General features: G+C 72.1%; 12 protein-coding genes. 10 read left to right on the top strand and 2 right to left on the bottom strand.

Annotated features, from left to right (window positions below; genetic code table 11):
- From DW309_RS04885 to DW309_RS04860, 6 genes are all read left to right on the top strand, one after another.
- Positions 1 to 804: VWA domain-containing protein (locus tag DW309_RS04885; RefSeq protein WP_136044727.1), on the top strand; the 804-nt coding region annotated here is incomplete at its 5' end.
- Entirely contained in the window at positions 801 to 1,871 is a 1,071-nt protein-coding gene (locus tag DW309_RS04880) for a VWA domain-containing protein (RefSeq protein ID WP_136044726.1), read from the top strand. The genes DW309_RS04885 and DW309_RS04880, both read left to right, overlap by 4 nt.
- A complete protein-coding gene (locus DW309_RS04875) occupies positions 1,868 to 2,623 on the top strand; it encodes a hypothetical protein (protein WP_136044725.1) in 756 nt (251 codons plus the stop codon). The genes DW309_RS04880 and DW309_RS04875 overlap by 4 nt, the downstream gene beginning before the upstream one ends.
- On the top strand, positions 2,617 to 3,717 hold the full coding sequence (locus DW309_RS04870; RefSeq protein ID WP_136044724.1) for a hypothetical protein: 1,101 nt from the start codon (positions 2,617 to 2,619) through the stop codon (positions 3,715 to 3,717). Before DW309_RS04875 ends, DW309_RS04870 begins: the two co-directional genes overlap by 7 nt.
- 74 nt (positions 3,718 to 3,791) lie before the next feature.
- Entirely contained in the window at positions 3,792 to 4,490 is a 699-nt protein-coding gene (locus DW309_RS04865) for a phosphotransferase family protein (RefSeq protein ID WP_136044723.1), read from the top strand.
- Between the two features lie 104 nt (positions 4,491 to 4,594).
- Complete coding sequence (locus tag DW309_RS04860; protein WP_136029637.1) at positions 4,595 to 5,002, top strand: pyridoxamine 5'-phosphate oxidase family protein; 408 nt, start codon at positions 4,595 to 4,597, stop codon at positions 5,000 to 5,002.
- A 7-nt stretch (positions 5,003 to 5,009) separates the two neighbouring features.
- Here the strand turns inward: DW309_RS04860 and DW309_RS04855 are convergent, their stop codons facing one another.
- The gene (locus DW309_RS04855; RefSeq protein ID WP_136044722.1) at positions 5,010 to 5,717 is read right to left on the bottom strand and encodes a ZIP family metal transporter; all 708 of its coding nucleotides are present in this window, start codon (positions 5,715 to 5,717) and stop codon (positions 5,010 to 5,012) included.
- Between the two features lie 209 nt (positions 5,718 to 5,926).
- Between DW309_RS04855 and argG the strand changes: the two genes are divergently transcribed.
- Positions 5,927 to 7,372, top strand: coding sequence for an argininosuccinate synthase (gene argG / locus DW309_RS04850; protein ID WP_136029641.1), 1,446 nt, complete (start codon positions 5,927 to 5,929; stop codon positions 7,370 to 7,372).
- A 49-nt stretch (positions 7,373 to 7,421) separates the two neighbouring features.
- On the opposite strand, the gene DW309_RS04845 is transcribed toward argG, so the two are convergent.
- Positions 7,422 to 8,081: a GntR family transcriptional regulator gene (locus DW309_RS04845; RefSeq protein WP_136044721.1), complete on the bottom strand. Its 660-nt coding sequence runs from the start codon at positions 8,079 to 8,081 to the stop codon at positions 7,422 to 7,424.
- A gap of 256 nt (positions 8,082 to 8,337) precedes the next feature.
- Between DW309_RS04845 and DW309_RS04840 the strand changes: the two genes are divergently transcribed.
- The 3 genes from DW309_RS04840 to DW309_RS04825 all read left to right on the top strand — a co-directional run.
- Complete coding sequence (locus DW309_RS04840; protein ID WP_136044720.1) at positions 8,338 to 8,964, top strand: TetR/AcrR family transcriptional regulator; 627 nt, start codon at positions 8,338 to 8,340, stop codon at positions 8,962 to 8,964.
- On the top strand, positions 8,961 to 9,776 hold the full coding sequence (locus DW309_RS04835) for a hypothetical protein (protein WP_205812628.1): 816 nt from the start codon (positions 8,961 to 8,963) through the stop codon (positions 9,774 to 9,776). The genes DW309_RS04840 and DW309_RS04835 overlap by 4 nt, the downstream gene beginning before the upstream one ends.
- Positions 9,773 to 10,518, top strand: a 746-nt coding sequence (locus DW309_RS04825) for a YhgE/Pip family protein (RefSeq protein ID WP_205812627.1), incomplete at its 3' end; no start/stop codon positions are given. The genes DW309_RS04835 and DW309_RS04825, both read left to right, overlap by 4 nt.

Genomic DNA, 10,518 nt, shown 5'->3' with positions numbered 1-10,518 from the left:
GTGCTCGCGCTGTCGGGGATCCTGGCGCTCGGCGCGGTCGCGGCGCTCGCGGCCGGCGTGGTGGCCGCGAGGCCCATGGCCGCGCAGACCATCCAGCCGGTCAACAGCAGCCGCGACATCATGCTGTGCCTCGACGTGTCGGGGTCGATGAGCGAGGTCGACGTCGAGGTGCTGTCGGTGTTCGAGGAGCTGCTGGACGGCTTCGAGGGCGAGCGCATCGGGCTGACGATCTTCAACAGCTCTCCCGTGCAGATCTTCCCCCTGACCGACGACTACGACTTCATCCGCGAGCACCTGACGAGCATGGTGTCGAGCTTCGACTACGTCGACCGCATCCCCGAGCACTGGGTCGGGACCCTCAACGGCGACGGCGCCTCGCTGATCGGCGACGGTCTGGCGGCGTGCGCGATGGGCTTCGACCATCCCGACGACGACCGGTCGCGGTCGGTGATCTTCGCGACGGACAACGAGGTGAACGGCGCCTCGATCGTGACGCTGCAGGAGGCGGCGGCGTACGCCGCGTCGAACGGCGTGCGGGTTTTCGCGATCAACCCGGTCGAGGGCAAGGACGCCGGGGTGAGCGCCGAGCTGACCGCCGCCGCCGAGGCCACCGGCGGCGCGGCCTTCGGTCTGCGCGACACCACGACCGTGTCGGACATCGTCGACCAGGTGCAGGAGCAGGACGCGACGGCGTTGCGCGGTGAGGCGCAGGTGGTGTGGACCGACGCCCCGAACCTGTGGATCGCGGTGCTGTCGGTCGTGGCGCTCGGCTTCGTGCTGCTGGCGTGGAGGGTGCGACTGTGATCTTCCAGCCCGTCCTCCCCCTGATCCTCGTGGTGCTGCTGTGCGGTGCCGTGGCCGCCGCCGCGGTGTGGATGCTGGTGCGCGCACCCCGGGCCGGCGGCGAGCGCGTGACCGACCGCCGTGCGATCGCCGCGCACCGCTCGCTGTGGGCCCTGCGACTGCTGATGGTGCTCGCGTGCTTCGCGATGCTGCTGCGCCCTGGCATCCCCGGCGGCGCGACCCAGACCCTCGCGACCGACACCGACGTCGTGCTGGTGGTCGACACCACCGCCAGCATCGTCGCAGAGGACTGGGACGAGGGCTCTCCGCGGCTCGACGGGGTGCGCGCCGACGTGCGCGAGCTGGTCGCGCAGTACCCGGGGGCACGGTTCGCGATGATCACCTCCGACGCGTCCGCCCAGCTGCGGATGCCGCTGACCACCGACACCACCGCGCTGATCGGTTCGCTCGACGTGCTGCGCCCCGAGGTCACCAGCCAGTCGCGCGGCAGCTCGATCGGGGTCGCCGCCGGGCTGCTGGAGGACACGCTGCGCTCCGCCGCCGAGGCCTCGCCGGACCGGTCGCGCATGGTGTTCTACCTCGGCGACGGCGAGCAGACCACGGGCACCACGCCCGAGTCGTTCGACAAGAGCGCGAAGTACACGGATGCGGGGGCGGTGTTCGGCTACGGCACCGCGGAGGGCGGTCCGATGCGGGTGACGAGCGGTGGCGTGAGCGGCGGCGAGGGCGAGTACATCCAGTACGAGGGCTCGGACGCGCTGTCGGTGATCGACGAGCAGAACCTGCAGACCGTGGCCGAGCAGCTGGGCGTGGAGTACCAGCACCGCACCGCCGACACCGAGCCCGTGCTGCCGGAGGCGCCGTCGACCACGACCAGCTACGCCGAATCGGGCGAGGTCGGCAACGTCACAGAGCTGTACTGGATCGCGGCGCTCGTGCTGCTCGCGCTCCTCGGGGTCGAGCTGCTGCGGGCGACCACGCTCATCGCGCGGCTTCGGGGACTCGCACCCGCCCGCCGTCGCGACTCCGTCGACCCCGCACCCGCGAGAGACGGAGGCGGCGCATGACCGCGCACGACGACACGGCCGCCGCGCTGCTGCGGTCCCACCGACGCCGCCGCCGCATCCGCCGCTGGGTGGCCATCGGCACGCTGCCGCTCACTCTCGCCGCACTGCTCGTGGTGGGCAAGATCCTGAGCATGTACGCGTTCGCGCACCAGTCGATCACGTCGTACGTGGTCGACGACTTCGCCGGGTCGGAGTCCGCCGCCCGCGGCCAGGAGTTCCTGAACTGGTTCGAGCCGTACAAGGCGCCGTACAACATCGGCACCGCCCTCGCCGGTGCGGAGGAGCTGCCGGCGGCCAGAGCGGAGCTGGAGCGGGCGCTCGACCTCGCCACCGGACTGGAGGTGTGCGCGGTGCGCATCAACCTCGCGCTGGTCGTGGAGCGGATGGGCGATGCGGCCAGGGCGGACGGCGACGGTGCCGCGGCCGCGGAGCTCTACGGCGAGGCCCTCACGCTCACGGTGGAGACGCCGGAGGAGTGCCGCAGCGAGGAGGCGCAGCAGCAGTCGCCCGACCCGCAGCGCGACATGTCCGACACCCTCGACGGCGCGGAGGACCGGCTCAAGCAGAAGCAGCAGGAGCAGGAACAGGAGCAGCAGCCGCAGGAGCCTGAGGAGCAGGAGCAGGAGGAGCGGCCGCAGCCGTCCGACGACAAGCTGCAAGACCTCCAGGACAAGCTCAACCAGGGCACGCAGGAGCGCGACCAGCAGCAGGGCGACGATCCGGGCGGCTCGGGAACGGACAAGCCATGGTGAGCGACAACGAGCGTCAGCGCGCCCGCTACGTGGGCGGGGCCGAGGGTGCGCCGCCCGTCCCTCCCCCCGGCGGGTATGCGGGGGCCAAGCGGCGACAGCCCGACCTCACACCTCCGCCGCTGCCCGGGGCACCGGTCGACGAGAAGCGCACCCCGGGCTCCGCGTTCGGCTGGATCGCCCTCGTCGCGGCGATCCTGTTCTCCCTGACCCTGCTCGGGGTGCTGGCCGGCGGCGGCACCGACCTCCTGTACGGGGTCACGTTCCTCGCCCTGCAGCTGGTGGTGCTCGGCGTCGTGGTCGCGGCGCTGTTCTCCCCGGGTGCACGACGGCTCGGCGCGATCGCCCTGGTGGTGACGGTGCTGCTGAACGTGGCGACCGTCGGCGCGCTGAGCGCCCTGCGCACGTCCGCCTCGGGCGACTACGAGGGCGTGAAGACCGCGGAGCAGCGGCACGCGGAGGGGTATCCGGGCATCAAGGGCACCGACCCCCAGCAGGCGCTGTCGCAGCAGTCGCTGGAGGAGGTGCGGGCCACGGCCGACGAGCTGTTCGCGGATGTGCGCGCCCGGCTCACGGACGAGTTCGGCTACACGTGGACGCAGGTGGGCGCGGAAGACCTGCGGCCTGAGCGCAACGGCTACGGCGGCGAGTCGATGCTGTACGAGTTCACGACGGCCGCGTGGGCGACGAACGAGCCGGTGCAGGACTACGACCGCAAGCTCGAGGTCATGCGCGTGGTGAACGAGGTCGTGCTCGACCACGGGCTGTGGGATCTGTACGCGTTCAACGACCCGGCGAACTCGGGCATCGACCCGTCGATGATCGCGAAGCTCTACGGCAGCGACGACCCGCGCACGCAGACCACCTGGGAGTACTACACCGAGAACTACCCGGATCCGCTGCGGTTCTACGCCAACATCTACGACCTGTCGAACGACGTCGACGGCGGTTTCCGCACCTCGCGGGAGGCGCAGAGCGCCCGCACCGGCGAGCCACTGGAGGGCCTGCAGCTCGTGGTGATCGCGAGCGCCGTACTGAGCGAGGCAGACCGTGCCGAGTTCCAGGAGAAGCTGCAGGACTACCCCGGCTTCGAGTGACCTCAGCCGGCGAGGGCGAGCAGCATCCGCGCCGCCACCGGTCGGCTCCGTCGGGGTGCTGCGAGGATGGCGGGATGCGGCAGGGTGCGGTCGGGACGGTGCGACTGGTCGAGCGCGACGGGCGCCGGCTGGTCGAGAAGCGGTTGTCCGACCCGGCGCGTCACGACACCGAGGTGCGCGCGCTGCGTGCCCTCGCGGATTCGGGGCTGCCGGTGCCACAGGTCGTGGAGGAGCGCGCCGGAGTGATCCTGATGACCGAGCTGCCCGGCGCCCGGCTGGACGAGGGTGATGCGGACACGCGGCTCGCCGCACTGCGGGCGTCGGCCGTCCTCCTCCGGCGGCTGCACGACCTCGTCGCCCCGGATGACCTGCCGCCCGCGCCCGACGACGCCGCGATCATCGCCCGGTACCGCGCCGCAGACGGTCCTGCCCTTCCCCTGGCGATCCCGCCCTCGGCCGGCGTCGTCTTCTGCCACGGGGACTGGACCGACGGCAACGTGCTCGCGGCGGACGGCCGCATCACCGGTGTCGTCGACTGGGAGGCCGCGCACGCGGGCGATCCGGTGCGCGAGCTGTCCCGCGCGGCATGGGGCGCCGCGCGCAAGGATCCCCGCTCGGCCGATGCGCTGATCGAGGGGTACGGCGCCGACCCCGCGGCGGTGCGGGCGTGGTTCCCGATCCACGCCGCGGAGCTCTGGCTGTGGTTCGCCGAGGCCGGTCCACCCGAGTACTTCGCGCAGCTCACGGCCGAGTTGCGCGCCTGGCCGGGCTGAACGAAGCCGGGCCGAACGAAGGAGCCTCGTCCGGTCCGGGCGATGGGCCCTCGAACATCCACCGGCCGCTGGCTACACTGGCGCCAGACGGAGGGAGCATCCGCATGATCCGAGAGCTCGAGCCCGATCAGTCCTACGAACTGCTGACCACCACCACGGTCGGCCGCATCGGCTTCCTGCACGACGGCCGCGTGCACATCCACCCGGTCAACTACGCCCTGTCCGGCCGCGACATCCTGTTGCGCACCTCGGCGGAGGGGCTGCTGGCCGCCGTGACGACGGTGCCGGCGGCGGTCGCGTTCGAGGTCGACTATCACGACCCGCTGGGCGCCACGGCGTGGAGCGTGCTGATGCACGGCACCCTGTCGCGCGCGCCCGAGGAGGATGCGGCCGGCATCTCGGCCCGCGTGCACCCGTGGGCCGGAGAGGACCGCGACCTGGCCCTGCTGCTGCACATCGAGACGATGTCGGGCCGCAGCGTGCAGCGCGACAGCCGCACCCCGAAGGTCTGACCCCGCGTCAGGACGCGAAGGCGAGCCCCGCGGCGAGCGCGAAGCCGAGCACGGTCGCGAGCCCCGTCGACTCCTTGGCCTTGGACTGCGCCTCGGGCACCATCGAGTCCACGAGCATGACCAGCAGCGCGCCGGCCGCGAAGCCGCTCGTCCCGGAGCGGAACACGTCGCCGGTCACACTGGCGAGGGCGAACCCGGCGACCGTGGCGGCGGCGCACGCCACCGCGACCCCCAGCCACAGCAGCAGCACGCGCGACTTCGCCATCCCGCCGTCGAGCAGGTCGGCGGCGGACCCGATCGACTCCGGCAGGTTCGACACCAGGATGGCGACCACGAGCGCGATGCTCACCGGCTCCCCCGAGGCCAGACCGATGCCGAGCACGAGCTGCTCGGGAATGCCGTCCAGCAGAGCGCCGACGGCGAGCTGCCCGCCCCCGGCTTGCCCCTTCGTGCGGGCGGCGCGGGCGTCGAGGATGCGGGCGGCGACGTAGTAGCTGAGGGCGCCGAGCGCGACACCGGCCACGAGAGGGAGCGGTCCGCCGCGGTCCAGCCCCTCCTCCCACAGCTCGAACGCGATGGAGGCCATGAGGGCGCCCGCGCCGAAGCCGAGCACGATGCCGAGCCAGCGCGGCGGCCAGGTGCGCAGCAGGGCCAGGACCGCACCGACGAACAGCGGCGCCGCGGCGACGGCTCCCCACAGGATCGCTCCACCCATACGCACCTCCGGCCCCACTCTGGCACGGGAAGAGGACTTCGGACGCCAAGCCCCGGCGTGGCCGTCCACGACCAGAACCCGGCGCACGGCGATGCGCTCGACGCCACCCGCGGGCGGGTGCTGGGACTGGCGGGCGGCACTCGGTGTGCAGGTACGCCTGATCTGACGCACGGAAAGGCGACACGCCGCCCGCCGATAGACTGGAAGGCATGTCCAAGGTCCTCCAGTCCCTGCCCGTCGGCGAGCGCGTCGGCATCGCCTTCTCCGGAGGACTCGACACCTCCGTCGCCGTCGCCTGGATGCGCGACAAGGGTGCGGTGCCGTTCACCTACACGGGCGACCTGGGGCAGTACGACGAAGACGACATCGCATCGATCCCCGGCCGCGCGCTGGAGTACGGCGCCGAGGCCTCCCGGCTGATCGACTGCAAGACCGCGCTGGTCGAGGAGGGCTTCGTCGCGCTGTCGTGCGGCGCGTTCCACATCCGCTCCGGCGGCAAGACCTACTTCAACACCACGCCCCTGGGCCGCGCCGTGACGGGCACGCTCCTGGTGCGCGCGATGCGCGAGGACGGCGTCGACATCTGGGGCGACGGCTCCACCTACAAGGGCAACGACATCGAGCGGTTCTACCGCTACGGCCTGCTGGCCAACCCGCGACTGCGCATCTACAAGCCGTGGCTCGACGCCGACTTCGTGACCGAGCTCGGCGGACGCAAGGAGATGAGCGACTGGCTCGTCGCCCACGACTTCCCGTACCGCGACTCCGCCGAGAAGGCGTACTCGACCGACGCGAACATCTGGGGCGCGACGCACGAGGCGAAGACGCTGGAGCACCTGGACGTGTCGCTGGAGACCGTCGACCCGATCATGGGCGTGAAGTTCTGGGACCCGTCCGTCGCGATCGAGTCCGAGGACGTGTCGGTCACGTTCGAGGGCGGCCGTCCCGTCGCGATCAACGGCGTCGAGTTCGCCGACCCGGTGGCGCTCGTGATGGAGGCGAACGCGATCGGCGGACGTCACGGGCTGGGCATGAGCGACCAGATCGAGAACCGCATCATCGAGGCGAAGTCGCGCGGCATCTACGAGGCCCCGGCCATGGCGCTGCTCTTCATCGCGTACGAGCGCCTGGTCAACGGCATCCTCAACGAGGACACCCTCGCGACCTACCACGAGCAGGGCCGCCGCCTCGGCCGCCTCATGTACGAGGGCCGCTGGCTCGAGCCGCAGTCGCTCATGCTGCGCGAGTCCATCCAGCGCTGGGTCGGCTCGACGATCTCCGGCACGGTCACGATCCGCCTGCGCCGCGGCGACGACTGGACGATCCTCGACACGGTCTCCCCGAACCTGTCGTACGGCCCGGAGAAGCTGTCGATGGAGCGCGTCGGCGACGCCGCGTTCGGTCCGGTCGACCGCATCGGTCAGCTCACGATGCGCAACCTCGACATCGCCGACTCGCGCGCACGCCTCGAGCAGTACGCGGGACTCGGCCTCGTCGGCGGCGCCACGGGCGAGCTCGTCGGTCGCGTGACCGCGGGCGAGTCCGCCGAGATCACGGGCGCCGTCGAGGGTTCGGTCTCCGAGGCCGACGAGACGCTGGCCGATGCGGTGGACACGGCATCGGAGCGCGCGGCCTTCGACTCCGGCACCGACTGAGCACGGTCACGGCGAAGGGGCGCTCCACGTGGAGCGCCCCTTCGTCGTGTCAGGCGTCGGCCGGCGGCACGTCCACGTGGCGGCTGCGCTCCTCGGCGCGGTCGATGACCGCCGGGAGCACGGTGTCGAACAGGGTGATGAGAGCGGCGCGCGTGCCGACCGCGTCGCGCTGCGTCATGGCGAGACCGATCCCGGCGGTGGCCGAGCGGAGTGCCGCGAAGTCGAAGTCGCCCCTCGCCTGCGCGCTGAAGCGACGGATCTGCGGGCCGAGGAACTCGATCACGTTCGAGCGCGTGGCGTTTCCCTCGATGCGCGCGTACGCCACCGCGATCGTGCGCAGGGCGGCGCTGAACGCGGCGACGTCGGACGCATCCACGGCGGACGTCATGTCCTCCAGCAGCTCCGACAGATAGGTCACGTCATCGTCGCCCATGACCGGGGTGGCGTGTCGCACCGAGCCGATCCAGACGTCGCCGAACAGGGCGATCGCGTCGCGCACGTCGTCGAGGTCGATCGGAGCGACCCGGGTGAAGCGATTGCGCTGCATGTCCACGAGGCCCAGCTCGGCAAGGCGGTCGAGCGCATGCCGCACGGGCGTCTTCGAGGTCCCGAGAGCGTCGGCGAGCTCGTGATCCCGCAGCCGCTCCCCCGGTCGCAGCTCGCCCGTCACGATCGCTTCGCGCAATCGGTCGTACACGTCGTCCCTCATCGTCCGCCGCTCCAGCGGACTGTCCATCCCAGGCACACCGCACCCCTCTCCGTCATGGCGGTTCCCCCCGCCTCCTCGGACACCGCTGCCGTCGGATTCGCTCCGATCCACAGGGCCCCCCTGAATCCGCGCCCGAGCGCAACGCGTAACATAACACAGTTGAAATGGGAAGGACCGACATGTCAGCGCGGCCGTAGCGACCAATATCCGAGATACTATCTTGCACAACCTTGTGCATGAAAAGTATCCTGGATGCATGACCACCCGTGCCCCCCGCCGCGACGCCGTGGAGAACCGCGCCGGCATCCTCGCCGCCGCCCGCGCCGCCCTCGCCCTGGACCCGCACGCCTCGATCGACGCCATCGCCCGCAGCGCCGGCCTGTCGCGCCGCACGCTCTACGGCCACTTCGACGACCGCGAGGCACTGATCCGCGAACTCGTCTCCAGCGGCGCGCAGCGCTTCAACGCCATCGCCGCCTCCGTCGACGACGCCGACCCCCGTCTCGCCCTCGCCCGCCTCGCCTCCCTGCTGTGGCGGGAGGCCGTGCACGTGCAGGTCGCCGCGGCCCTCGCCCTCGACGAGGCGCACGTCACCCACACGGCCGCGGCGCTCTCCCCCCTTCGCGACACCCTGGCGGCCCTGGTGCGGTCGGGGCAGGACGCCGGCAGCTTCCGCACCGACCTGAGCGGACCGACGCTGGCGCGGCTCATCGAAGAGATCGCCCGCACCGTCGTCTCGCGCACCGAGGCCGCCGACCCCGCCACGGGCGACCTCGCCGTGCGCGCGGTCCTGAGCATCGCCGGGCTGTCGTGGCGTGAGGTCGACGAGCTGCTCTCCGACCACCCGGAGCTCGCCGCGACCGGGCAGGAGGTCCGCGCATGAGAATCGCCCTGCACGAGGTGAGCAAGGGCCGCAACGGCCAGGCGCTCCCGGTCACGAGTCTGGAGTTCCACACGGGGGCCGTGCGCTACGCCCTCGCCGAGACCGAGCAACGGCCCACCGTGCTCGGCCTCATCGCGAGCGGGCGCATGCGCCCCGACAGCGGGCGGGTGAGCATCGACGGAGCGAGCGACGCCAAAGACCTGCGCCACCGCGTCGCCCTCGTCGACGCCCCCGACGTCAGCGACCCCCACCCCGACATCACGCTCGCGGGGGTCGTGGGCGAGGAGCTGATGTTCGCCGGGGCCGGTGCTACCCCGCTGCACGCGCGGCGCTGGCTCGCGCGACTCGGGTTCGAGGAGCTCGCGTCGGTCCCCATCGGGAACATCGACCCTGCCGCGCGCGTGCGCCTGCTGTGCGAGCTCGCAGTCCTGCGGCGCGGTGTGGAGGGCATCGTGCTCGTCGCCCCCGACCGCCACGGCGGAAGCCCGGACGGCTGGTGGCGCATCGCGGGCGAGTTCGCCGACCGCGGCTACGCGATGCTCGTGATCGTCGGGGGCTCAGCCGCCGTGGCCCTCGAGCGCATGCACGAGCTCGACGCCGTCAACGCCTCCGGCCCCGTCGAGCCGCTGGTCCTCGCCGCACCCGACCCCGCACCCGAGGCCGAGCCAGCACCCGAACCCGAGGCCGAACCCGAGGCCGAACCTGAGCTCGAGGCCGCACCCGAGCCCGAGCACGCACCCGCGCCCCCGTCCGAGCCGGCGCCCGCGCCCGCACCCGAACCCGAGGCCGAAGAGAGAGGAGACGCGCGATGAAGGTCCCGTCCATGATCGCCGCCGAGCTCCGGCGTCTCACCGCCAGCCGGATGGGCATCCTCGCCCTGGTCGCCCTGGTCTGCGTGCCCATCCTCTACGGCGGCCTGTACCTGTGGGCCAACCAGGACCCGTACGCCAAGTTCCCCGAGGTGCCCGTGGCCCTCGTGGTCGACGACGAGGGCGCCCCCGCCCCCACGACGGGCACGGAGCCCGCGACCGGCGAGACCGTGAACTACGGCGATGAGGTGGCCGAGAACCTCCTCGACGGCAACGCGTTCGACTGGCAGCGGATGACCGCCGACGAGGCCGCCGACGCACTGCGCCACGGCACGGTCGACTTCACCGTCACTATCCCGTCGGACTTCTCCGCCGCCCTCACCTCGGCCGCGGGCACCGACCCGCACCAGGCGCGCATCGAGCTGGAGACCAACGACGCCAACAACTACCTCGCTTCCTCCATGGGCACGCAGGCGGTCGAGAAGATCCGCAGCTCCGTCGCCGAGATGGTCGGCAGCGAGGCCGCCGAACGGCTGCTCACCGGGCTGAGCGACATCCGCGACAGCCTCGTGTCGGCGACCGACGGCGCGAGCCAGCTCGCCGACGGCGCCGGAACCGCCGCGTCGGGCAGCTCCGCCCTCGCCGACGGCACCGCCCAGCTCGCCGACGGCACGGCGCAGCTCGCGAGCGGCGCCCAGACCCTCGCGAACGGCGCGCAGCAGGTGAGCGCGGGCAACCGTCAGCT

This window comes from Microbacterium sp. K41 (assembly GCF_004794395.1).
Lineage (GTDB): Bacteria > Actinomycetota > Actinomycetes > Actinomycetales > Microbacteriaceae > Microbacterium > Microbacterium sufflavum.
This window is presented reverse-complemented; position numbering and strand designations above follow the sequence as displayed.

Excerpts from the sequence above, each read along its gene's own strand:
- DW309_RS04875 (WP_136044725.1), top strand. The coding sequence starts at position 1,868 with ATGACCGCGCACGACGACACGGCCGCCGCGCTGCTGCGGTCCCACCGA.
- DW309_RS04870 (WP_136044724.1), top strand. The coding sequence starts at position 2,617 with ATGGTGAGCGACAACGAGCGTCAGCGCGCCCGCTACGTGGGCGGGGCC.
- DW309_RS04865 (WP_136044723.1), top strand. The coding sequence starts at position 3,792 with ATGCGGCAGGGTGCGGTCGGGACGGTGCGACTGGTCGAGCGCGACGGG.
- DW309_RS04860 (WP_136029637.1), top strand. The coding sequence starts at position 4,595 with ATGATCCGAGAGCTCGAGCCCGATCAGTCCTACGAACTGCTGACCACC.
- DW309_RS04855 (WP_136044722.1), bottom strand. The coding sequence starts at position 5,717 with ATGGGTGGAGCGATCCTGTGGGGAGCCGTCGCCGCGGCGCCGCTGTTC.
- argG (WP_136029641.1), top strand. The coding sequence starts at position 5,927 with ATGTCCAAGGTCCTCCAGTCCCTGCCCGTCGGCGAGCGCGTCGGCATC.
- DW309_RS04845 (WP_136044721.1), bottom strand. The coding sequence starts at position 8,081 with ATGAGGGACGACGTGTACGACCGATTGCGCGAAGCGATCGTGACGGGC.
- DW309_RS04840 (WP_136044720.1), top strand. The coding sequence starts at position 8,338 with ATGACCACCCGTGCCCCCCGCCGCGACGCCGTGGAGAACCGCGCCGGC.
- DW309_RS04835 (WP_205812628.1), top strand. The coding sequence starts at position 8,961 with ATGAGAATCGCCCTGCACGAGGTGAGCAAGGGCCGCAACGGCCAGGCG.